This is a genomic window from Natronoarchaeum sp. GCM10025321 (assembly GCF_042663585.1).
In the GTDB taxonomy this organism is placed as follows: domain Archaea; phylum Halobacteriota; class Halobacteria; order Halobacteriales; family Natronoarchaeaceae; genus Natranaeroarchaeum.
Genome location: NZ_JBHTAN010000006.1, coordinates 2,621,775 through 2,645,705, shown reverse-complemented (window position 1 = coordinate 2,645,705; position 23,931 = coordinate 2,621,775). Strand labels below are relative to the sequence as shown.

Genomic DNA, 23,931 nt, shown 5'->3' with positions numbered 1-23,931 from the left:
AGGTGGTCGTATGGTAGAAGCCGATATCGCTGTCCTCGCAGAGGGTGTCAACCTTCTGTGGATCCTGGTAGTCAGTTTCCTGATCTTCTTCATGCACGCTGGCTTCGCCATGCTCGAATCGGGCCAGGTTCGCTCGAAGAACGTGGCGAACCAGCTGACCAAGAACCTGCTGACCTGGGCACTCGGTGTCTTCGCGTTCTTCTTCGTCGGCGCAGCAGTCTCTGGCGCGACCGCCGCGCTCACGACTGGTGGCTCGGCGACTGAACTGTACGCCTCGACGATCAACGGCGAATCAGGCGCCTGGGTCAACTGGCTCTTCGGGGCGGTGTTCGCCATGACCGCGGCGACGATCGTCTCCGGTGCCGTCGCCGGGCGTGCGAAACTCCGCGCGTACGTCGGCTACACGCTGGTGCTCGCGGCAGTGATCTACCCCTTCGTTAGCGGTCTCGGCTGGGGTGGCTGGCTCGAATCGTTCGGCTTCCACGACTTCGCCGGTGGCATGATCGTGCACGGTCTCGGCGGCGTTGCGGGGCTCACCGCGGCCTGGGTACTCGGCCCACGCATGGGTCGGTACAACGATGACGGGAGCGTCAACGTCATTCCCGGCCACTCGATGACCTTCGCGGTTCTGGGGACGCTGATCCTCGCCTTCGGCTGGTACGGTTTCAACGTCGGCACGGCGGTCAACGTGTTCGCAGTCACCGACAGCGGAATCGCACTTGAAGGATTCGCATACGTCGGTCGTGTCGCTCTCGCAACGACGCTCGGCATGGCGCTGGGTGCGATCGGTGCCAGCATCGCTTCGTTGTACCTGACGAGCAAGGTCGACACGCTCTACGTTGCGAACGGTCTGCTGGCTGGACTGGTCGGTGTCACCGGTATCGCAGACATCGTCACCTGGTACGGCGCAATGATCATCGCGCTCGTCTCCGGTCTTCAGCTTCCGTTCGTCTTCAAGTTCGTCGAGCAGAACCTGAAGATCGACGACGTCTGTGCGGTGTTCCCGGTCCACGGGACGGCCGGCATGATCGGTCTGATCATGATCGCTCTGCCCGGCATGGCAGTCTCCGGCTCCGGTGTTACGATGGTTAGTCAGGTCGTCGGCGTCGGCGTCATCACGATCTGGACGGTCGTCGCTACGGCCGCGGTGTTCGGGGCGTTCAAGGCTGCGGGACAGGCCCGCGTCTCCCCCGAACACGAGCGTGACGGACTGGACGTCTCAGAGCACGGCGTCGACACCTACCCCGAGTTCGGTTCGCCCGACGTCGCCGCGGACGGTGGCGTGGAGGAGATCCGTACTGACGGTGGTGAAGTCGAAGACGGATCCTCGTCAGAGCTTCGCACTGACGGTGGTGAGGTCGAAGACGAGACGCCGATCAAGATGATCACCGCGATCGTTCGTCCGGACCGACTCAGCAACGTCAAACAACAGCTAGCGGAAGTCGGCGCACCGTCGCTGACGGTGACGAACGTCTCCGGCCGCGGCAGTCAGCCCGCCAAGAAGGGCCAGTGGCGCGGCGAAGAGTACACGGTCGATCTGCACCAGAAAGTGAAGATCGAGACGGTCGTCGCGGACGTGCCCGTCGACGAAGTCGTCGAGGCGATCCGTGAGGGTGCCAACACCGGCGAACCCGGTGACGGCAAGATCTTCGTGATGCCTGTCAACGACGCGACGCAAGTACGAACTGGTAAAACCGGACCCGATGCGGTCTAGGGGGAACTAACTCACGGCGCTGACGCAGTGCAAACTTCTGGGCCGTATGCGACTGGTTGGCGCAACGGTCCGTTGGTCCTCTCGGACGGTTCCACGTCCACTCCTCCGGGACGCGCTGGCAGGTGGCTCCTGCGGCGGGTCCCTCTTCATTTTTTACAGACGCAATCCGATCAGTGACTGCTGAACCGTTCACCAGTCCTCCCGCGTCATCCTGCCGGTTACAGCCCGCCCAGCAGTGCTGGTAGCACGACTGCGGTGGCGATGACGAGGATCACGACGCCGAGGGCGGCCCGCCAGATGCCGCCCTGGGCGAAGCGCCACGCCGTCCCGCGCTCGTCGGTATCCGAAACGACGAAAACGGGGATGGCCTTCCCGTCACTGATCAGGGCGTCGACGAGGTCGCTCCCCCAACCCGCCGAGGGGCCTCGCCTTGCCTGTCCGTAGATGTAGACCGTCTCGCCGACGTCGAGGCGACGCTCGATGAATCGCTGTTTGTTCCCCGTGTTCACTTCCGTCACGAGCAGGTTCATGGTGCCGTCCTGCCTGTCGACCTCCTCGGTCGACTCGACGTAGTTGGCCAATCGATCCGGGAGTTCGGTGCCGGGCGAGACGGTGAGCGTGTCGCCCTCGAGACGGATATCGGATCCCTGTGGATCGACGCGGACCCGGCCCGTGCCGTCGTCGACGACGAAGTCGACGCCGCCCTGCCCCTCGTCGAGGGTCTGCCAACTCGAATGTTTCCCCGAGGAGCGTAGCTCCTGGACCTCGTACGAGCAGGCGAGACACTCCGCGCCGCTAAAGGGTGCCGTGATGGTTCCGTGGTCGTCGTCGGGGACCGCCGTCCCCTCGACCTCGACGGGGCCGGTGTGGCCGTTGACCGACCGGACGTCGATCGGATCGTTCTGCAGGATGTGATACACCGTACGCAGTCTGCGGCCGCCGTCGAACAGGAAGTAGCCTGCGACGAGAGCGGCGCCGGTCAGGAGGGCTATCTCGAAGAGCATCATCGGATGTTGTCTGCTATCCATCAAATCGGTTCCGCTCGACAGGCGGCCCAGCAGGAGGGGGGTGGTCCCGACTGTCCGGCAGATGCCGGTACTAACTTTACCGGCGCGCCCCAACCCAACCGCATGAACCACGAGCGTTCTCGCGATCTGTACGACCGGGCGCTGTCGTCGATTCCGGGCGGCGTCAACTCCTCCGTGCGCGCGATCCGACCGTATCCGTTCTTCGTAGAGCGCGGCGACGGCGGCCACGTGATCGACGCCGACGGCAACCGTTATCTCGACTTCGTCAACGGCTACGGGCCGCTGCTGTACGGCCACGACCTGCCGCAACCGGTCCAGAGCGCCGTCCAGTCGGCGGTTAGCGAAGGGCCGATGTACGGCGCACCCACCGAGATCGAGGTCGACCTCGCGGAGTTCGTCGCCCGGCACGTCCCGAGCGTCGAGATGACCCGCTTTGTCAATAGCGGCACCGAGGCGACCGTCTCCGCGGTCAGACTCGCCCGGGGCTACACCGGCCGCGACAAGATCGTCGTCATGCAGGGCGGCTATCACGGCGCACAGGAGTCGACGCTCGTCGAGGGCGACCCCGAGCATCCGACGCCGAGTACCAACGGTATTCCCGAGGCGTTCGCACAGCACACGATTCCGGTCCCGTTCAACGATAGCGAGGCGATCACCGAGGTATTCGAGGCCCACGGCGACGAGATCGCCGCCGTGCTCACCGAACCGATCCTCGGAAATATGGGAATCGTCCACCCCGTCGACGGCTACCTCGAAACGCTGCGGGATCTGACCAAGGATCACGACTCGCTGTTGATCTTCGACGAGGTCATCACGGGCTTCCGCGTGGGCGGACTCCAGTGTGCCCAGGGCAAGTTCGGCGTCACGCCGGACGTGACGACGTTCGGCAAGATCGTCGGTGGCGGCTTCCCGGTCGGCGCTATCGGCGGCAAAGCCGAGATCATCGAACAGTTCACGCCTGCTGGCGACGTGTTCCAGGCCGGCACCTTCTCCGGCCATCCCGTAACGATGGCGGCGGGCTACGAGTCGCTCAGCTACGCCGCGGAAAACGACGTCTACGAGCACGTCAACGGACTGGGCGAGAAACTGCGCGAAGGGCTGACCGAGATCGTCGCAGACCGAGCGCCAAGCTACACCGTTGCGGGGTCTGATAGCATGTTCAAAGTACTCTTTACCCGCGATGGCCCCTCGTCGACCGGCGACCAGTGCGAGTCAGGGTGTCGCCAGCGCGCCGACTGCCCGCGCTACGAGCACTGCCCGAAAAACGGCGCGGACGTGGCCGACTGCGAGGACGAGCGCTGGGAACGCCTGTTCTGGCCCGCGATGAAGGAACAGGGGATCTTCCTGACCCCCAACCAGTACGAGTCCCAGTTCGTCAGCTACGCCCACACCGAGGCGGACATCGAGACGCTGCTGGAGGCGTACGACGAGGCGCTGTAGGGGGACGGACGAGTACCGAATCGGCGTAGCCTATTTCTCCGATCCGGTCGTCTACCGAGTATGGGCCTGTTCAAACACCTCGTCAACGGCATCATCTCGGTAGTCATCAGCGTCGGCATCACGGTCGCACTCGCGGACGACGACGACGGACCGTGGGGCCTCTCGGAGGTCGCACTGTCGGTCGCGATTACGGCCTTTCTCTCGGGCTTTTTCACGAGCTACTTCGCCGAGTGAGCGCCCCCCTCTTCCGGTCCCGGGGTGGCGTTTATGCCTGTGTAACCCCTGGTACGCCTAATGAGTGGCTCCGTCCTGATCTTCGATGGCGAGTGTCCGTACTGCTCGGTTGCGGCGGTCGCGCTGAAACGGCTCGACGATATCGTCGCTGTCTCGTGGTACGCCGATCCCGTCAAGGAGTTTCTCGACGCCCAGTTCGGCGAGCGCCCCTTCGCGATGGTGCTGGTCGACCCCGACGAGGGCCGGGTGTACGCGGGGCGGTCCGCGGCCCAGGAGCTAGCCGACCGGGCAGGGACGCCCAGCATCGTCGGCTCGCTCGTGCGCGAGAACTACGACCGGATCGCGAGCGTGGTCGGCGCGCTCTCCCGCCGTGGGCGTGATCCCGACGACTACCACGACACCTACCGGCTGACGGAGGAGGCGGTCGCGACACTCTCCGCGCTCCGTGAGGTAGGGGATGCCGACGCAGTCGAAACCCTCGAGGATGCCGTCGACGGGACGGGCGACTCCGATCCCAGTGCTGGCGTCTGACACGACCGCTCGGCGGCCCGCCGTCGGACAAAGAACGTGCTTTTCACCGTGGCAGATAGACACCAGGGTATGAGCACACGCGATACGATCCGTCTGGCGACACGGAGTTCGGATCTCGCCCTCCGCCAGGCGGCGACGGTGAAAGAGGCCCTCGAAGACCGTCGACAGGACGTCGAACTGGTGGAGGTGGAGACGAAGGGTGATCGGATTCGCGACGAATTGATCCATCGCCTCGGCAAAACCGGCGCGTTCGTCCGTAGCCTCGACGAGAAAGTCCTCGACGGGGATGTCGACGCCGCGGTCCACTCGATGAAGGATATGCCGACCGACCAGCCGGACGAACTGATCGTCTCGGGCATCCCCGACCGGGGGTCGCCAGGCGACGTGCTGGTGACGCCGGACGGCACCAGCCTCGAAGACCTCCCGGACGATGCGACGGTGGGCACCTCTAGCCTGCGCCGGCAGGCACAACTGCTCGACGCGCGCCCGGAGCTGACGGTCGAACCGCTCCGCGGGAACGTCGACACCCGGATCGAGAAACTGCTCGCCCCCGGCATGCAGGCCGAACACGAGGCGCGCACGGACGCCGAGAAAGAGAAGAAAGGCGAGACCGAGAACGACGAGTACGAGCATCCTTACGACCGCGACGTCGAGGAATGGTTCTCCGACCTCGCGGAGATCGAACGGCGCGCGATGGAGCGAGAGATAGAAACCGAGTACGACGCCATCGTTCTCGCCGAGGCGGGGCTCGACCGGAGCGGTCTGCTCCACCACATCGAGTACGAGCGGCTTCCGATGACCGAGTTCGTCCCGTCGCCGGGCCAGGGCGCAATCGCGGTGACGAGTCTGGACAACGAGGTCGGCGAGACGCTTCATACCGTCCTCGATAGCCCCCGGACCCGCGTCGAGACGAGCGTCGAACGCACGATTCTCGCCGAACTCGGCGGTGGCTGTGTCGCGCCGATCGGTATCTACGCCGTCGTGCAGGGCGAATACGTCAACGCGACCGTGCAGGTGTATAGCCGCGACGGCGGCGAGACGGTCGCGACGAGTCGGGATCTGGCTGTCGAGCGCTACGCCCGTGACGCCCGGGCGTTCGCAGAGGATCTGGCCGATCAGGGCGCGGCAGAACTGATCGAGGAAGCGCGCCGCGAGGAGGGGGAGGGCGAAGCGAAGCGGGGCGAGGAGGAATGAGCGACGGAGGGTCGGAATCCGATGATGTCGGCAAGGTCTACCTCGTCGGAAGCGGCCCCGGCGACCCCGACCTGCTCACGGTGAAAGCCAGTCGGCTGCTGGACGAGGCCGACGTGGTACTTCACGACAAACTGCCGGGCCCGGACATCATCGACTCGATACCCGAGGCCAAGCGCGAGGACGTCGGCAAGCGGGCTGGCGGCGACTGGACGCCCCAGGAGTACACCAACCGGCGACTCGTCGAGCTCGCGAGCGAGGGCGAGACCGTGGTTCGCCTGAAAGGTGGCGACCCCTTCGTCTTCGGCCGCGGCGGCGAGGAGATGGAGCACCTCGCCGAACACGGCGTTCCCTTCGAGGTCGTCCCCGGCATTACGTCGGCGCTCGCGGGCGGCGCGGTCGCCGGTATCCCCGCCACGCACCGCGAGTACACTTCCAGCGTCTCGCTCGTTACCGGTCACGAGGACCCGACCAAAGAGGAGTCAGCAGTCGACTGGGCGGCGCTGGCGAACACTGGCGGTACGCTCGTCGTCCTGATGGGCGTCGGCAAACTCTCCGATTACACGGCCGCACTGCTCGACGCCGGGATGGGGCCTGACACGCCCGTTGCACTGATCGAGCGCGCGACGTGGCCCGACCAGCGCGTCGCGACGGGGACGCTCTCGACCATCGTCGACGTCCGCGACGAGGCGGGGATCGAACCACCCGCAATCACGGTCATCGGCGAGGTTTCGGCGACCCGCGACCGCGTGGTCGACTTCCTCGAAAACGATCCTGACGCCACACACGAGGAGCGGGACGATGCCGCGTGAGACGACCGTCGCCGTCTTCCGACCGGACGACGAGCGCCTCGACGAGGCCGCCGAACTGATCGAATCGCTGGGCGCAACGCCGGTGGCCGACGCGATGCTGGCGGTCGAACCGACCGACGCGACGCCCCGGACCGACGCCGACCTCGTCGTCCTGACGAGCAAGACGGGCGTGGAACTCGCCGCAAAAGCGGGCTGGGACCCCGGCGACGCTACCGTCGCAGCCATCGGTGAGAGCACTGCTGAAGCGCTCCGCGAGGCCGACTACGCGGTCGACGTCGTCCCCGAGGAGTACACCTCCGCGGGCCTTGTCGACGCCCTGGCCGAGGACGTGGCCGGGAAACGCGTCGAAGTCGCCCGCAGCGATCATGGTAGCGACGTGCTGACCGACGGTCTCGACGAGGCGGGCGCGTACGTCCACGAGACGATCCTGTATCGCCTCGTTCGGCCCGACGGCTCCGGGGCCTCTGCCGAACTCGCCGCCGAGGGCGACCTCGCTGCCGCCGCGTTCACGTCGTCGCTCACCGTCGCTCATTTCGTGGAGGCCGCAGCGGAGGGGGGACTCCGCGAGCAGGCCATCGAGGGGCTGAACGACGGCGTCGTCGGTGTTATCGGCCCGCCGACGGCCGAGACCGCGGCCGACTACGGGATCGACGTCGACGTGATTCCAGATCGGGCCGATTTCGAGGAACTCGCCTGCGACGTCGTCGAGGAGGTTGCACCGACCTATCACGAGTAGCTACGACGCCTCAATCGATTCCAGCAGCGAAGCGATCTGCCGCTCGGCTTCGAACGGTTCGAGCGCCGTCTCGATGTCGACCGAGAGGTCGTAGGCCGGATTTCCTTTGCCGACAGGTGACCGCTCGCCGACGCGTGTCTGTTCGACGAACCCGCTGCCAGCGAGGCGTTTCAGCCGCTGGACGACCTCCTCCTCCGATGGGCCCGATGATGCCTCTCCGAACTGCGTTTCACAGGCCGTACACACGTCCTCAGCGTGAGCGGACGTCTCGCCCTGATGGGCAAGCCAGATCAGGGCGAGCAACGTGAGTCGCTCGGTCACGTCCGAAATAGGGACCGATCCCCGGCCACGATCGTACATGTTTGCAACTGATATTTCAGCCGGAATATAGCTACCGGCGACTCTACGGTCGGCCGGACAGAGGCGCTCGACGAGCAGTCCGGGACCCGCAGGTTTAACCCCGATTCCGCACAACTCCCGGTAGATGGACGCTCCGATCCCCGACCTCGCCGACCGAGCAGCCGAGTGTGCCGAGCGACTGCACGAGGCGGACGGGGTCGTCCTCGCGTCGCATATCGACGCGGACGGCCTGACAAGCGCCGCAATCGCGGCCAGCGCGCTCGAACGCGCCGGCATCCCGTTCGAGACGGTGTTCAGTAAACAGCTAGACGAGGCGGAGATTGCCGGGATCGCGGAGTTGGACCGGGAGGTCGTGCTCTTCACTGACTTCGGCAGCGGCCAACTCGATATCATCAGCAAACACGAGGCGGCGGGCGATTTCACACCCGTCATCGCCGACCACCACCAGCCCGCCGACGCGGAGACCGAGTACCACCTGAACCCGTTGCTGTTCGGGATCAACGGCGCGTCCGAACTCTCGGGCGCAGGCGCAAGCTACGCACTCGCGAGAGCGCTCGAACCCGACGGCGGCGACAACCGCGACCTCGCCGGTCTCGCCGTCGTCGGTGCAGTCGGTGACATGCAGGCAAGCGGCGGCGAACTCGTCGGCGCGAACGAACGGATCGTCGAAGACGGCGTCGCCGCGGGCGTCCTCGACGAGGGGACGGACCTCTCGCTGTACGGCAAGCAGACCCGCCCGCTCCCCAAGCTACTGGAGTACTCGACCGACGTGTACATTCCCGGCATCAGCAACGACGAGCGCGGCGCGATGAACTTCCTCGACGACCTGGACCTCGACCTGCAGGCCGACGGTGACTGGCGACGGTGGGTCGATCTGACCGACGACGAGCGCCAGACCGTCGCCAGCGCGCTCGTCCAGCGCGCCGTCTCGCGCGGCGTCCCGGCCAGCAAGATAGACGGCCTTATCGGGACGACCTACTCGCTCACCGCCGAGCCAGTCGGGACAGAGCTTCGGGACGCCAGCGAGTTCTCGACGCTGCTGAACGCGACGGCTCGCTACGAGCGCGCCGACGTCGGCCTCGCGGTCTGTCTCGGAAGCCGCGACGACGCGCTCGACCGTGCCAGACAGCTTCTGCGGGATCACCGCCGAAACCTCTCCGAGGGGATCGAGTGGGTCACCTCCGAGGGCGTCACCCGCGAAGGGAACATCCAGTGGTTCCACGCCGAGGACCGCATCCGCGAGACTATCGTCGGCATCGTCGCCGGAATGGCGGTCGGGGCCGATGGCGTCGACCGCGGAACGCCGATCATCGCCTTCGCCAACAAGAACGACGAGGAGGTGAAAGTCTCCTCGCGCGGGACCCACTCGCTAGTCCGTGAGGGACTCGACCTCTCTGCCGTGATGGGCGAGGCGTCGCGTGCGGTCGGTGGCGACGGCGGCGGTCACGACGTCGCCGCCGGTGCGACGATTCCTGCAGGTACCGAAGCAGAGTTCGTCGAACTCGCCGACGGAATCGTCGCCGAGCAACTTTCCTGACGACGCGGACCAGACCCTGTTACTCGTTCGGACAGGTGTCGATTCCAAGGAGTTTGTTCACCGTACAGCGCTGGGTGAGCGCGCTCGCAAGCAGACCGACGCCGCCCTGGGTTTATATACGATCGAGCGGCCACGACCCCCGTGCGCTGACCCCCTGTCACGACGCTGGCCGAGGCCGGTGTGCGACACGCCGCGTCGTGGCTGTTCCCGTCGCCTGCTCGCTACGGTACGAGCCGCAGGCTTGAAACTCGCCGCTCGCCTAGCCCGGGTCGATGGACGCGCCGACGGTCCGTGACCGGGCGAACGACCTTCCCACCGAGCCTGGCGTGTACCAGTTCCTCGCCGACGGGCAAGTGCTCTACGTGGGGAAGGCGATCGACATCCGCGACCGGGTGCGCTCTTACGCCGACCCGCGGAGCCAGCGGATCGCACGGATGGTCGACCGCGCCGAGGCCATCGACGTCGCGGTGACGGACACGGAAACCCAGGCGCTGTTGCTGGAGGCGAACATGATCAAGCGCCACCAGCCCCGGTACAACGTCCGACTGAAAGACGACAAGTCCTACCCACTGGTCCAGCTAACCGACCACGCCGTCCCGCGGATCGAGATCACCCGCGATCCCGACGAGGGGGCAACGGTGTACGGCCCGTACACGAGTCGGGCGCGCCTCGAAACGGTCGTCAAGGCGCTCCGCGAAATCTACGGGTTGCGGGGCTGTTCGGAGCACAAGTACGCCAACCGGGATCGCCCCTGTCTCGACTACGAGGTGGGCATCTGTACGGCACCGTGTACCGGCGAAATCTCCGAGACGGCGTACGCCGAGGACGTTACCGCAGCGGAGCGGTTCTTCGAGGGTGAACTCGGTGTGCTTGCCATGCCGCTCCGCCGGTCGATGGAGCAAGCGTCCGAAGAGCAGGAGTTCGAGCGGGCGGCCAACCTACGTGATCGCCTCGAGACCGTGGAGGCGTTTCACGGCGACAGCGGGGATGCAGTTGCGCGCAGCGAGGACGGTGCGGAACGCCTGCTGGACGTGCTCGGCGTCGCAATCGAGGGCGAGGAGGCGACGGTCGCTCGACTGCACAGCGACGGCGGCCAGCTAGTCGACCGGGAACGACACAGCCTCGCCGCCCCCGACAGCGGCCCGGACCAGATCGCTCGCGTCCTGTCGGCGTTCATTCCACAGTACTACGCCGAGCGGGAGCTTCCGGACGCGCTTGTCCTCCCCGAACATCTCGACGACGGTGAACTGGAAGCGTGGCTGGATGCCGAAGGTGTCGCGGTTCGCGTTCCGGGTGCCGGACGGGAGGCGACGCTCGTCGATCTGGCGCTCAAAAACGCCCGGCGTGGCACCGACGGGCGGGACGAGACCGGCGCGCTCGCGGCCGCCCTGGATATCGAGCGGCCGACTCGGATCGAGGGGTTCGACGTCAGTCACGCCCAGGGGAGCGACGCCGTCGGGAGCAACGTCACCTTCGTCGATGGCAGCCGCGAGAGCGGTGATTACCGCCGCAAACGCCTCGATCACGGGAACGACGATTACGCGAACATGCGTGCGCTCGTTGAGTGGCGGGCCCGCCGCGCCGTCGACGGCCGCGACGACCGCCCCGACCCGGAGCTACTGGTGATCGACGGCGGTGACGGTCAGCTTTCGGCGGCCCGCGAGGCGCTCGCCGATGTGGGCTGGTCGGTTCCGGCGATCGCTCTGGCGAAAGACGAGGAACTGGTGATCACACCGGATCGAAGCTACGACTGGCCCGGAGACGCACCACAGCTGCATCTCCTCCAGCGAGTCCGGGACGAGGCGCATCGCTTCGCTCTGCAGTATCATCAGACGTTACGTGACGAGGTCTCGACAGCACTTGACGGAATCGGCGGCATCGGCCCGGAGACCCGCAAGCGCCTGCTCGGTCGGTTCGGGAGCGTCGAGGGAGTGCGCGAGGCGTCGCGGACAGAGCTACTTTCCGTCGACGGGATCGGGGAGAAGACTGCGGACGAGCTCCGTGATCGGCTCTGAGGCCGCGATGGCGGATGCTCGCATGAGATGTAGTGACAACCGTTAACCCTCGTCGGTCCTAACCTGCGGATATGTCTCAGTCCGGGGGCGACAGGATTCAAAGCGTCCACAGAACGCACGGTCTCCGACCGCAGACCATCATGATCGGCGCGCTTGCGCTGGGAGCGAGTGCGCTGTTACTGACGAACTTCATCGATCTGACGCCGCTCTCGATTGTCGGTGCGCTGTTGCTGACGCTGGCGGTCGTGACAGTTGCCAGCGCCGTCGAAATAGTCAACGCCTACGAGAAACGCGCGTTGACTGTCTTCGGCGAGTATCGACAGCTCCTCCAGCCGGGGATCAACTTCGTTCCGCCGTTCGTCTCGAAGACCTACGTGTTCGACATGCGAACACAGACGATCGACGTCCCACAGCAGGAAGCGATCACGCGGGACAACTCTCCGGTTCGGGCCGACGCGGTAATCTACATTCGTGTGATGGACGCCAAGAAGGCGTTCCTCGAGGTCGACGACTACAAGAACGCGGTCTCGAACCTCGCCCAGACGACGCTCCGGGCCGTTATCGGCGACATGGAACTCGACGAGACGCTGAACAAACGCGAGAAGATCAACACCCGGATCCACGGCGAGATCGACGAGGCGACCGACCGGTGGGGGATCCGCGTCGAAGCGGTCGAGGTCCGCGAGGTAAACCCCTCCAAGGACGTCCAGCAGGCGATGGAACAGCAGACCAGCGCCGAGCGTCGTCGCCGTGCTATGATCCTGGAGGCGCAGGGTGAACGCCGCAGTGCCGTCGAGAAGGCCGAAGGTGACAAACAGTCCAACATCATCCGCGCACAGGGTGAGAAACAGAGCCAGATCCTGGAAGCACAGGGTGACTCGATTTCGACCGTGCTTCGCGCGAAATCCGCCGAATCGATGGGCGAGCGCGCCATCATCGATCAGGGAATGGAGACGCTCGAAGAGATCGGCAAGGGCGAGTCGACGACCTTTGTCATGCCACAGGAACTCACCTCGATGATCGGTCGCTACGGCAAACATCTCTCGGGTAGCGACGTCCAGCAGGCCGATGGCTCGCTGGAGAGTCTCGACTTCGACGACGACACCGCCGAAATGCTTGGCCTCAACGACATCGAGGAACTCATCAGCGAGTTCGGCGAGGCCGCGTCGGGCGAACCCTCCAGCGAGGTCGGGCGCGACTCGCGTGAGGAAATCGACGACACCGAACTTGTCGACGAGTTAGAAAAGTAAGGTTTGTGTCGACCTATCGTCGGAATATTTACCAGTTGTAGGTCTGTACTCCGATACATGTCTACACAGGTCAGATTGCGAGGACGGTAACGCTATGCACGGGATCGTTCACAAAGCGCTCAAAGAGTACGTAGAAGAGGATAGCGACGGGGTCGACTGGGACTCGGTGACTGAGAGGGCAGGCCTCGACCCGAAGCTGTACTTGCCCGTGACTCACTACCCCGACAACGAGATTACGCGCGCCGTCACCGCGCTCTCGGAACTGAGCGGCCGGACCGAGAACTCGATCCAGCGCGCGTTCGGCCAGTCGCTGGCACCACAACTTCTTGACACGTTCAAAGCCCACGTCCGTGACGAGTGGGACGCACGGGAAGTGCTGCTGGCGCTGGATACGATCTACGAGCAACTCGAAGAGGACAACGGTGAGAGCGCGTCTACGACGGTCTCGACCCGAGCGGAGGGCGAGGCGGTCGTGCTAACCTATCGGTCGGAACGCGAACTCTGTACGGTGTTACGAGGGATCGCCGCCGGGGTTGCGGCGGAGTACGACGCTACGACCATGATCGACGAGTCGACCTGCCTTCGAGAGGGCGACGACCGGTGCGAGTTGCACGTCGACCTCGATTGAGGATATAGATGCTCCTTCTGATAGGAAACGGCCGGAACTGTCGACCGGCCTGAACTTCTACTTACGAATTTTTCACTACATTTTGTAGTAGTAATATATATTATATACTTGATTACACAGCAGTAGACTAGAGGCAAATACTAGTCATAGATATGGTATTATACATGATGAACAATTACATCACCTTGTGTCGATGAGTCGCAGCCAAATCAGTCGCGGACATTCGAAGCGGTCCGACCTGAGGGTCGGACGCGCACTTTTCGTTCGTATTCGTCGACTAGCCGGTCGACGGTTGTCCGTGACCTCCATCCGTGGGCGGCACGCCGCGGACGGGTGGCCTTGTTCCAGGGACCATGGAGCCGCGTCCCTGTCTCGCAGACACATGCAGCTCCCCAAACGACATTATGAGTAATAACGACAGCAATCTCAATCCCGACGTAGACCGCAGAACCGTTCTCGGCGGTGTGGCAGGGCTCGGCGCTCTCTCGCTCACCTCGATGCCGTCGACAGCAGAACTGATGGACCAGCACGCCGAAACGCACGCCGACGGGGCGGACTCCCACCATCCGGGCCATCCACGGTTCGTCGAAGTGGGCGAGACGCTCTCGAACCCTGCAGACGTCGGCGGCTGGTCGTACGATGCCCGCGACAATCTCGCGCCACGGATCCCCGACTTCGGGCGCGACCCGGAGAACTACGACGCCGGCGATTTCGAGTGGTCGCTCGCGGAGAAACCGTCCGACAGCGACGCGGAACTGACGTTCGAGCGGACACACGACTCCGCCTCGGTCACTCGCTACTCTACCGGTGACGAGAACGTCAGCGAATTCGAGGCCGATGTCCCCGGAACGTACGTCGTCCAACTCGACGCGCCCGACGGGACACACCGGATGACGATCCACGCGTTCCCGGAGGGTGACGGTGCTCGTCCGAAAGTCGAATTCGAGGGTGAAAACGACGGCGACCAGTTCGTCCTTCAGTCGAACCCTGAACTCGCACCGGCAAGCCGGGCGTCGACGGACGACCTCGAAGTCGTCTTCCTCGCCGACGACCGAGACGCGCTCGAAACGGCCGATATCGAGAGCGACGGCGACGAGGCACACGTCCCGACGAGCGCCCTCGACGGCGAGACGGCCCGCGTCCACGTCGCCGCACACGACGGACACGCGCGGAGCATGATCGATACCGTCGAACTCGATCCGGACGGCTCGATCCACTATCCGAACCGTGCACCGGAGTGGATGGAAGACGGCGTCATGTATCAGATCTTCCCCCGATCGTGGGCCGGTGAACGCGGCCAGACGACGTTCGATACGATCATCAACGGCGATGCTGGCACGGGCGCTCGCGGCCTCGACTATCTCGACGAACTCGGCGTCGACGCGGTGTGGCTGACGCCGATCGTCCCGGCCGAGAGCGTCGACAAACTGTTCCTTAACAACAACCTCTCGAACTTTACCGAGGACCAGCCACCGGGCGGCGGTCCCCACGGCTACGACTCGAACGACTACTTCGGCATCGCCGAGGACCTCGTTCCGGAGGGGAAGGATCCGGTCGAGTCCTACAAGGAGTTCGTCGATGCGTGTCACGAACGCGACATCAACGTCATCTTCGACATCGTCATCAACCACGCTGGCCGTGGCCATCCGTTCTTCCAGGACACGATTGCCAGTCAGGACGAGGAGCGAACGCAGGCACTGCTCGACGCCAACTTCGAGTATCCGGCGATCAACGAGTGGAACGAGGACTCGAAGTACTTCGACTGGTGGGACCGCGTCGAAGCGGCCGGGACCGTTCAGGGACTCCAGCAGAACCCGACGGCCGAGATCGCCGATCCCATCCCGACCAACACCGGCTTTTTCGGCCTGCGCGTGATGCCGAACTGGAACTACGACAACGTGGCCGTCCGCGAGCACATGCTTGCAATCGCGGACTTCTGGTCGGGCGAAGTCGGTGTCGACGGCTTCCGCTGTGACATCGCGTGGGGCGTCCCCAACAGCATGTGGAAGGAGATCCGCGAGGTCGTCCGCGAGAACAACAGCGAGTACCTGATGCTCGACGAGACGATTCCGAAGGATCCGACGATGTCCGAGAACGCCTTCGACATGCACTTCGACACCGAGGGCTTCACCGGCACGTCCCACTCGGTCGCGGCCGGCGACACCGGTGCCCAGTCGCTCGTCAGCGACGTTCAGGAACGCGAGAACCAGGGGTTCCCGAACTCCTCGCTGATCCTCAACCTCATCGAGAACCACGACGAGGAACGCCTGCTCAACAGTACGGTCGTCAACGCGAACGACCCGCCGGAGGATCCCTCGGAGATCCCGGACGAGGAGTGGGAGACCGGTGCGAAACGACAGCGCGCCGCCTGGGCGGCCGGCGTTGGCCTCCCCGGCGTCCCGTCGGTCTACTACGGCCAGGAGCGCCAGATCAGCCGCTGGGGCGAGAGCCGCTGGCCGGCGAGTTCGCTCGACGCGTTCGAGGAGGACAACCGTGGTCGTAACGACGCTGGCAACATCAACACCGGTGCAGACGTCCGTGAGGGCGGCAAACAGCGCGCGTTCATGAACTGGGACGAGTACGACGAGGAGCACCTCCAGTTCTACAAGGACGTCATCGAGACGTACCACGACCTAGACGCGCTCAAACCCGCCGCAGAGCTCCGGAACGCGTACGCGTTCACGCAGGACAACCCGAACATGATCGTCTTCGGTCGTGACGCCTCCGAACTCGACGACGTCGACGGTCCGGAAAGCGTGATCGTCATCGCGAACTTCGAGGAGAATCCTATCTCGCCGATCCTGCGACCGGAGGTCGATCCGGTCGATCAGGTTACCGGCGAGAACATCGCGACCAGGGAGAGCGACACCGGCGTGACCGTCGAGATCGACACGTTCGCCGTGCTGGAGACGCCCTCGCTGTTCTCGGTCGGCGACATGCTCATCGAACTCAGTGCCGAGCGTGGGACCGACGCCGGTCCCGGCACCTACGAGTATCCGACCGGCAACGACTTCGACGACGGCGTCTTCGATCTGACGCGGTTCGACGTCCACCAGTCGAAAAACGACTTCCAGTTCGTCGTCGAAATCGACGGCGACCTGACGAACCCGTGGGACTACGATCACGGCCTCTCCCACCAACATCTGCAGGCGTATATCCGTGATCCCGACGCGAGCGGCGGGTCGACTGATGCGCGCGAGGGTGTCAATGCGACCTTCGCGGCACCCTATCAGTACCGCCTCGTCGCCGACGGCGAACACGGCGTTCGCATCGAAGATGCCGACGGTACCGAACTCGCAACGGGCGAACTGACGATTAACAACGCCAACGAGGCGATGCTGGTCGAGTTCCCCAAAGACTCCATCGAGGGCAGTCTCGATCAGATGGAGGTCGCACCCCTGCTACTGGGCTACGACAACTCGGCGGCCGGCAACGTTCGCCCGGTCGAAACTGAGGTCGGTGCAGAGGTCTTCGGTGGTGCCGAAAACGATAGTGCGCCGAACGTCATCGACACGGCCGGGGACACCCCGACTGCGGACGCGCTGGCATACGCCGACGGCACGCTCGCGGAGATTCCGTACTCCTCGCTCGTCGCCGAGTTCGAGGAGGTCGAAACCTTCGAGACCGGTACGGGCGGCGCGCCGTACGGTCCCGACCAGTACACCTACCCGACCGGTGGCGACTTCTACGAGGGCACCTGGGACGTCGAGACGGTGACTGTCTACGAGTCGCCTGCTCGAGTGCGCTTCGAGTTCACGATGGCGGCCGACATCCAGAACAACTTCGGCCTCGATCCGGTCTCCCACCAGTTCGTCCAGATCTACATCAACTCTCCCGAGGCTAGCGGTCCGACGGGGACCGAGGGCCGAACGGGGACGAACTTCAACACTGCAAGCCCGCATCACACCCGCGTGCTCGCACACGGCGAAGGGACGGCAGACGTCGAAGACGCCGAGGGCGAACCGGTCTCCGGTGATGTCGAGTACTACCAGACCGACTCGGACAAGGTCGCGGTCGACTTCCCGAAGAGCGCGGTCGACTGGACGGACAACGTCGCCTTCGCGGCGATCATGACGCCGTTCGACGGGTACGGCGAGGGCGGCATCCGGGCGATCAACCCCGAGCCTGCGGAGTACGCCATCGGCGGCGGAATCGAGGGCGCTGACGACCCAGCTGCGATGGATCTCCTCCTACCGGAGGGCGAGACTCGCGCCGACGTGCTCGCGTACGACGCGGACACCACGCCCGCAATTCCGCTCGTCCCGCTGGGCGACGCTGCGCCCGAACCGGCAAACGGCGACGAGAACGGTGAGGAAAACGGTGAGGAGAACGGCGACGAGAACACCGAGGACGAAGACGACGGCCTGCCCGGCTTCGGCATCGCCGCGGGTGCGGCCGGCGTCAGTGCCGGCGCACTCGCCGCCAAGCGCCTCTCCGAGGACAGCGAGGACGACGAGGAGTAACCTCACTGTCGGCCCATTCTGCGGTTCTCTGCGCGCGTTATTTTTATCGAACACTGTCCGTCGATAGCCGCATCGCTCTCCGGGAGCGTTCGACTCTCCTCGCAAAAAAACGGCCGACACCCGATAGCCGGAGCGCTCCTACTCGGAGGCTTCCGGTGCCGCAATCGACGCAATAGCGATCTCCATATCGACGTCCTCGACGTCCCACGTCTTGCGGTGGCCGTCGTCGACGGTACCGACTTCGTCGGCACGAACCTCCTCTGCGATCAGGTCCTCGTGGTCCGCCACCAGATCGGCGACGCGGTCGTCGTCGATGTCGACATCGAGGCGGATCGGCTCCTCGATATCCAGATCCAGTTCCTTTCGCATCTCCTGGACCCGCCGGATCACCTCGCGGGCGTAGCCCTCGCTCTCGATGTCCTCGGTGAGCGCAGTATCGACGTAGACGACGCCGAGGTCGTCGCCGTTTCGGCTGAAGCCGGTTCCGGTGACGCCCTCCGGCGTCTCGGTGACGAACTCGACCATCGAGTCGGTGAGTTCGTCGTCGTCTTCCAGCACGTCCTCGACTTCGGCTTCGAGCGCGTCGAGGGACTGCTCGTCGACGCGGGCCTCGTTGAGCGCGTTCATGACCTCGCTGGCGCGGCCGCCGAAGGCCGGGCCGAGTTCGCTCATGTCGGCCTCGGCGCTATACTGGAGTTCGCCCCAATCGTCGCCTGTCCCGACGAGTTGGATCTCACGGGCGTTCAGGCGGTCAGCCAGCAGGTCGCGGTGACGCTCGACGGCCTCGACGCTTCGCTCGTCGTTGGCCGCAACGACGGCCCGCGTGACGGGCCAGCGCAGTTTCCGTTCGGCCTTCTGCCGGGCGTTCGACCCGGCCTCCTCGACGGCCCGCAGGAGGGCAACATCGGTCTCCAGTTGCTCGTCGGCCCAGTACTCCTCGGCCTCGGGCCAGTCCAGCGCGTGGACAGTATCCTTTCCGTTGTCGCCGGTGAGCGTCCGATTGATCTCCTCGCTGACCAGCGGCGCGAAGGGTGCGAGCAGTTTGACGACCGTGCTCAGGACGTGATAGAACGTGGCGTAGGCGGCCTGTTTGCTAGCCGAGCCTTCGTCGTCCCACATCCGCTCGCGGACTACCTGGATATAAAACCGCGAGACGTCCTCGACGACGAACTCCAGCAGCGAGTCGAGCGCGCGGTCCTGGCGGTACTCGTCCCAGGCCTCGGTCATCTCCGAGATGACGGTCTGGAGCCGTGCAAGCACCCACTCGTCGACGAGTTCGAGATCGGAATCGACATCATCGAGCGTCGTCGTTCCGGCGGTTTCACCGCCTTCACCTCGTTGCGACTCCGTCGCAACGCCCGGCTCAAAGCCGTCGAGTCGCATGTACTCCAGCGGGAACCGGAACACGTTCCAGAGGATGTTGAGATTGCGCTGCATGCTCTCTGTCTCGTCCCACGAGAAGCGCATGTCCTCGCCCTGTGGGTTGACCGAGAGGAGGAACAGGCGCATCGGGTCCGCGCCGTACTCCTCGATCACTTCGTCAGGCTCGACGGTGATGCCTTTCGACTTGGACATCCCGCGGCCGTCGGGCATGTTGGCGTAGCCGTGCATCACGACGTTGTCGTAGGGTACCTCGCCCATCGCCGCGGTGCCCATTCCGAGTTGGGACCAGAACCAGCCACGCGTCTGGTCGTGGGCCTCGATGATGAGGTCGGCGGGCCAGAGGCGGTCGAAGTCCTCCTCGTTGCTGGGGTAGCCGATGGTACCCCATGTGGCAACCGAGGAGTCGAGCCAGACGTCGAAGACGTCGGCGACGCGGCTGTACGTCCGGCCGTCCTCGGTGATCGTTAGCTCGTCGACGGTGCCCTTGTGCAGGTCGACGTCTGCGGGATCGATCTTCTGGTCGGCGCGCTCGGCGAGTTCCTCGCGGTTGCCGATCACGATGGCGTCGTCCATCGAGCCATCCCAGTTGCCCGGGAGCCAGATGGGAACCGGAATACCCCAGTAGCGTTGGCGTGAGACGTTCCAGTCCGGTGCATCCTCGACGAAGTCGCGGAAGCGGTTGTCGCGCGCCCACTGCGGGTACCACTCGCTGTCCTCGATGTTCTCCAGGAGTTGGTCTTTGATATCGGTGATCGTGATGAACCACTGGTCGGTGACGATCTGGATGATCCCGGTGTCACACCGCCAGCAGTGTCCGTAGCTGTGATGGGTCTCGCCGGAGTGGAGCATCGCCCCCTTCGCTTCGAGGTCAGCGATGATCGCCCCGTCGGCGTCTTTGACGAACTCGCCGGCGTATTTGCCCGCTTCGTCGGTGTAGACGCCGTCCCCGCCGACCGGACAGAAGATGTCCAGACCGAGTTCGCGACCGCGCTCGAAGTCCTCCTCACCGTGGCCGGGTGCGGAGTGGACGAGTCCCGTTCGGTCCGCTTCGACGTACTCGGCAGTGTACACCTCGAACGCGCCGTCGCCGCCGGGGTGATCGACAGCATCGGCGAGCGGATGGTCGTACTCCCAGCCGACCATCTCCTCGCCGGTGACCTCCTCTATGACCTCGTAGTCGTCGTAATGGCCCTCCCGCAGGACGTCCTCGACGCACTCCTCGGCGACGTAGACGACCTCCTCCTCGCCGTCCTTGGTGGCCCGCACGCCCTGATAGGTCAGATCGGGATCGGCGGCAACGAACGTGTTCGCCGGAATCGTCCACGGGGTCGTCGTCCAGATGACGAGTTGGCCCTCGCGATCGACCAGATCGAACTTCACGTAGACCGACGGGTCGGTGACGTCCTCGTACTCGACCTCGTTGTTCGCGATGGCAGTCTCACAGCGGGGACACTGCGAAATCGAGCGCTGGCCCTGCTCGACGAGGCCCTTTTCATTGGCCTGATTGAACCCCCACCAGGCCGCTTCCATGTACTCCGGGTCGACCGTCTTGTAGGGGTCGTCCCAGTCCATCCAGACGCCGAAGGACTTGAAGTCCGATTCGAGTCCCTCTAGCTGTTCGTCGGCGAACTGCTTGCACTCCTCGATGAAGGCTTCCTCGCCGAACTCCTGGATGTCCTTTTTGTTCTCGAAGCCGAGGCGCTCCTCGACTTTCGTCTCGATGGGCAGGCCGTGCATGTCGTAGCCTGGCCGGTCCGTGACGTCGTAGCCGGACATCCGGAGATAGCGGATGTAGGCGTCCTTGAGCGTCTTGTTCCACGTCGTTCCCATGTGCGCCGCGCCGGAGGTGTACGGCGGCCCGTCGACGAAGAAGAACTCCTCGTTACCCTCGCGTTCGGCTTTCGCTTTCTCGTAGGCGTCGACGTCGTCCCAGTACTCGAACGCGCGGTCCTCGACCGCGTCCGGATCGTACTGGTCGTCGACTTCCCGAAATCGGTCCATACACGCCCTATCTCACTCCTAAAACAAAGGGCAATCGGTACCCCGCTGTGGATCACGCCCCGGAGCAACAACGGCTTGCCGTGATCACTCGGCGTCTTCGTCAGTCCTGGCCAGTCGCTTGCCTGCCAGCAGTGCCCCGCCGATCCCGGAGATGCTTGCACCGATCCCGAACCCGGGGAGGTCGTCGTCGGTATCGTTCGTACTGTCGTCAGTGCCGTCCGCGTCCGGTTCGGCCCCGCTGTCGCCGGTTTCAGGCGCCTCGGATCCCTCATCCTCAGCGGCGTCGTCGGTGCTCCCTTCGTCAGCGTCGACAGCAGTGCTGTCGTCGGTCGCGCCATCATCGGTGCTCTCGCTTTCGGTTGTCTCGTCCCCCTCGTCTGTCCCACTGTCGCTGGAATCCGTCGAGTCACCGGTTCCACTGTCATCAGAGTCAGTGGTATCGTCGGATCCACTGTTGGCAGTCTCAGTGGTGTCGTTGGTTCCGTCGTTGGTGGAATCAGTGGTGTCGTTGGTTCCGTCGTCGGTTCCGTCGTTGGTGGAATCGGTGGTGTCGTCAGTTCCGTCGTTGGTGGAGTCAGTGGTGTCGTCGGTTCCGTCGTTGGTGGAATCGGTGGTGTCGTCAGTTCCGTCGTTGGTGGAGTCAGTGGTGTCGTCGGTTCCGTCGTTGGTGGAGTCAGTGGTGTCGTCCGACCCGCCATCGTCGCGCGATTCCTCGTCCGCTGTCCCGTCGAAGCCGTCCTCCCAGCCCTGATGTGCCGGCGCGAGGTCGGCATCGGTGTGATTGTCGCCCGTCTCCCAGATGTCGCCCGAGGCACCTTCGGGGCCGCGTCGCGTCTTCCAGTCGAACGCGCCCGGATCGTCGATGGTGACTTCCCACACGTCTCCGCCCGCGTGGTTGCCCTCGATACCGGTGCCCCAGTCGGTAAGTGAGCCGCTACTACCGGTGACGTAGACCGACTCGCCGTCCGCGGTCGGTGCCTCGATCCGGATGGTGAGTTCGGCGTCCCCGCTGCCTCCGTTACTTCCATCCCCGTCGTCGATAGAGTCGTTCTCCTCGGACGGGTCGCTGGCGGCGTCGTCGGGGGCGTAGACCGCCCACCCGCCGGCCGGTACAGTGATCTCCGCCCGCCCGTCGCCGTCGGCGACCGTATCGCTGGCGTTGCCGGTGTACTCCTGTAGCGGTTCGTCGGCCCAGGGGACGTCGATCCGCTCGCTTCGCTCGCTGCCGCTCTTGTTGAGCGCGACGACGGCGTTGTCCTTGCGCTCGTAGACGATGACGTCCGCGTCAGCGTGGTGGGTAATCGCGCGGCCGCCGAGCAGATTGGTGCGGATCCAGAGCAGATTGCGGAGCCCCGGATCGTCGAACTCGAGCAGGTAGTTGTAGAGTCGCGGATACCCCTCGTACGTGAGAACGAACGCCCGAGCGAGCGCTTCGAGTTCGGGCGGCGCGCTGTCGTGGTTGGCGATCAGAGTGAGCGACTGGGTGGGGTTCTGCGCGACGTAGCCCGCGTCGCTACGGTCCAGCGCACGGAAGTCGCCGCCGCTGGTGAACGCCTCGTACTTCATCGTGTAGAACAGCGGGTAGTCGGTGATGTCCATTCCCGTCCGGGCGTACTCGTCGACGTAGCCGATCGGATCGAACAACACCTCGCCGACGGTGTAGAACCCCAGTTCGTCGGCCCAGGGGTTGAGGTACTCCTCGAAGACCCAGTTGTGGATGTGCTTGGCGGCATCCCAGCGTACGCCGTCGGCACCGCAATCCGCGAGCAGTTGGAGGTAGTCGTAGGCGAGGTCCTGAACGTGTTGGGTCGTCCAGTCGAGCGATGGAAGCCCCACGAGGTCGTGGTCCTCTATCGCCTCCGGGTCACACTCCCACTGGTTGGGATCTTTCGGTTCGCTGCCGTTATAACAGCGGTCGTCGCTCGAATCGAACGAGTACATCCAGCCCTCGATACCGCCCTCCTGATAGAACTGTTCGGAGTCGAGATTCGGGAAGTCGTCGAGAGCAATCCCGGCCCCGTTGTGATTGAGCACGACGTCGACGATCACGTCGACGCCTTGGGCGTGGGCCTCGTCGATCATCGAGCGGAACTCGGCCTCGGTGCCGAACTCGCTATCGAGGGATGTGCGGTCGTAGGGCTGATAGCCGAGCGGCGGGTGATGGGGGTACTCCGCGCCGTAATCGGGATGTTCCTTGCCCTGATCCGCTCTGGTCAGGACGCTCTCCTGTGGCGGGGGGACGTGAATCGCGCCGAACCCGGCGTCGGCGACCTGGGCCATGCTGGCTTCCACCTCCGTCCAGTCGGTGTGAAAGTACTGCAGCATCGCCGTTTCGGTGGCGGTGCTGACGGCAGCGGCGCTTGCGCCCGCCCCACCGGCGACTGCCGATCCCATCGTCGCTCCCCCGACGCCCTTGAGGACGTCACGGCGATGTACAGGTGTGTTACCTTCGCGCATTGTATTGATTACAGATAAATCTTCAAGATATAAATGCTTGGTGATAAATTACAACATTTGTCAATGGTGTACTCAAGGCGGACCGCTCCGAATCACTGCCTCGTGATCGCAGTCCCGCGGTTGGATACTCTCTCAAAACAAGGCCCGCTCG

At 64.5% G+C, this 23,931-nt stretch carries 17 protein-coding genes; 12 read left to right on the top strand and 5 right to left on the bottom strand.

Annotated features, from left to right (window positions below; translation table 11 throughout):
- Positions 1 to 10: 10 nt before the first annotated feature.
- A complete protein-coding gene (locus ACFQL3_RS16440; protein ID WP_377056264.1) occupies positions 11 to 1,714 on the top strand; it encodes an ammonium transporter in 1,704 nt (567 codons plus the stop codon).
- A gap of 218 nt (positions 1,715 to 1,932) precedes the next feature.
- Here the strand turns inward: ACFQL3_RS16440 and ACFQL3_RS16435 are convergent, their stop codons facing one another.
- Positions 1,933 to 2,742: a GIDE domain-containing protein gene (locus tag ACFQL3_RS16435; RefSeq protein ID WP_377056262.1), complete on the bottom strand. Its 810-nt coding sequence runs from the start codon at positions 2,740 to 2,742 to the stop codon at positions 1,933 to 1,935.
- A 102-nt stretch (positions 2,743 to 2,844) separates the two neighbouring features.
- On the opposite strand from ACFQL3_RS16435, the gene hemL reads away from it, so the two are divergent.
- From hemL to ACFQL3_RS16405, 6 genes are all read left to right on the top strand, one after another.
- On the top strand, positions 2,845 to 4,182 hold the full coding sequence (gene hemL, locus ACFQL3_RS16430) for a glutamate-1-semialdehyde 2,1-aminomutase (protein ID WP_377056260.1): 1,338 nt from the start codon (positions 2,845 to 2,847) through the stop codon (positions 4,180 to 4,182).
- Positions 4,183 to 4,242: 60 nt separating this feature from the next.
- Complete coding sequence (locus tag ACFQL3_RS16425; RefSeq protein WP_377056258.1) at positions 4,243 to 4,416, top strand: hypothetical protein; 174 nt, start codon at positions 4,243 to 4,245, stop codon at positions 4,414 to 4,416.
- Positions 4,417 to 4,476: 60 nt separating this feature from the next.
- Positions 4,477 to 4,947 carry a DUF393 domain-containing protein gene (locus tag ACFQL3_RS16420; RefSeq protein WP_377056256.1) on the top strand — a complete coding sequence of 157 codons (471 nt, stop codon included), beginning with the start codon at positions 4,477 to 4,479 and terminating at the stop codon, positions 4,945 to 4,947.
- A 69-nt stretch (positions 4,948 to 5,016) separates the two neighbouring features.
- Complete coding sequence (gene hemC / locus ACFQL3_RS16415) at positions 5,017 to 6,141, top strand: hydroxymethylbilane synthase (protein ID WP_377056253.1); 1,125 nt, start codon at positions 5,017 to 5,019, stop codon at positions 6,139 to 6,141.
- Positions 6,138 to 6,950: a uroporphyrinogen-III C-methyltransferase gene (gene cobA, locus ACFQL3_RS16410; protein ID WP_377056251.1), complete on the top strand. Its 813-nt coding sequence runs from the start codon at positions 6,138 to 6,140 to the stop codon at positions 6,948 to 6,950. Before hemC ends, cobA begins: the two co-directional genes overlap by 4 nt.
- The gene (locus tag ACFQL3_RS16405; RefSeq protein ID WP_377056249.1) at positions 6,940 to 7,686 is read left to right on the top strand and encodes a uroporphyrinogen-III synthase; all 747 of its coding nucleotides are present in this window, start codon (positions 6,940 to 6,942) and stop codon (positions 7,684 to 7,686) included. Before cobA ends, ACFQL3_RS16405 begins: the two co-directional genes overlap by 11 nt.
- On the opposite strand, the gene ACFQL3_RS16400 is transcribed toward ACFQL3_RS16405, so the two are convergent.
- Positions 7,687 to 8,046 carry a hypothetical protein gene (locus ACFQL3_RS16400; protein ID WP_377056247.1) on the bottom strand — a complete coding sequence of 120 codons (360 nt, stop codon included), beginning with the start codon at positions 8,044 to 8,046 and terminating at the stop codon, positions 7,687 to 7,689.
- Positions 8,047 to 8,170: 124 nt separating this feature from the next.
- Between ACFQL3_RS16400 and ACFQL3_RS16395 the strand changes: the two genes are divergently transcribed.
- The gene (locus ACFQL3_RS16395; protein ID WP_377056245.1) at positions 8,171 to 9,583 is read left to right on the top strand and encodes a DHH family phosphoesterase; all 1,413 of its coding nucleotides are present in this window, start codon (positions 8,171 to 8,173) and stop codon (positions 9,581 to 9,583) included.
- Positions 9,584 to 9,602: 19 nt separating this feature from the next.
- Here the strand turns inward: ACFQL3_RS16395 and ACFQL3_RS16390 are convergent, their stop codons facing one another.
- Entirely contained in the window at positions 9,603 to 9,677 is a 75-nt protein-coding gene (locus ACFQL3_RS16390; RefSeq protein WP_377057132.1) for a hypothetical protein, read from the bottom strand.
- A gap of 178 nt (positions 9,678 to 9,855) precedes the next feature.
- On the opposite strand from ACFQL3_RS16390, the gene ACFQL3_RS16385 reads away from it, so the two are divergent.
- The 4 genes from ACFQL3_RS16385 (at position 9,856) to ACFQL3_RS16370 (ending at position 17,939) form a co-directional block, all read left to right on the top strand.
- Positions 9,856 to 11,598 (top strand): excinuclease ABC subunit C, encoded by a 1,743-nt coding sequence (locus tag ACFQL3_RS16385; protein ID WP_377056243.1) that lies wholly within the window; start codon positions 9,856 to 9,858, stop codon positions 11,596 to 11,598.
- A 71-nt stretch (positions 11,599 to 11,669) separates the two neighbouring features.
- Entirely contained in the window at positions 11,670 to 12,848 is a 1,179-nt protein-coding gene (locus ACFQL3_RS16380; protein WP_377056241.1) for an SPFH domain-containing protein, read from the top strand.
- A gap of 94 nt (positions 12,849 to 12,942) precedes the next feature.
- On the top strand, positions 12,943 to 13,476 hold the full coding sequence (locus tag ACFQL3_RS16375; RefSeq protein WP_377056239.1) for a heme NO-binding domain-containing protein: 534 nt from the start codon (positions 12,943 to 12,945) through the stop codon (positions 13,474 to 13,476).
- Positions 13,477 to 13,880: 404 nt separating this feature from the next.
- Positions 13,881 to 17,939: a glucodextranase DOMON-like domain-containing protein gene (locus tag ACFQL3_RS16370; protein ID WP_377056237.1), complete on the top strand. Its 4,059-nt coding sequence runs from the start codon at positions 13,881 to 13,883 to the stop codon at positions 17,937 to 17,939.
- 138 nt (positions 17,940 to 18,077) lie between these two features.
- On the opposite strand, the gene ileS is transcribed toward ACFQL3_RS16370, so the two are convergent.
- Together ileS and ACFQL3_RS16360 are read right to left on the bottom strand one after the other, a co-directional pair.
- Complete coding sequence (gene ileS / locus ACFQL3_RS16365) at positions 18,078 to 21,323, bottom strand: isoleucine--tRNA ligase (protein WP_377056235.1); 3,246 nt, start codon at positions 21,321 to 21,323, stop codon at positions 18,078 to 18,080.
- 84 nt (positions 21,324 to 21,407) lie between these two features.
- Positions 21,408 to 23,780, bottom strand: coding sequence for an alpha-amylase domain-containing protein (locus ACFQL3_RS16360; RefSeq protein ID WP_377056233.1), 2,373 nt, complete (start codon positions 23,778 to 23,780; stop codon positions 21,408 to 21,410).
- Positions 23,781 to 23,931: the final 151 nt, after the last annotated feature.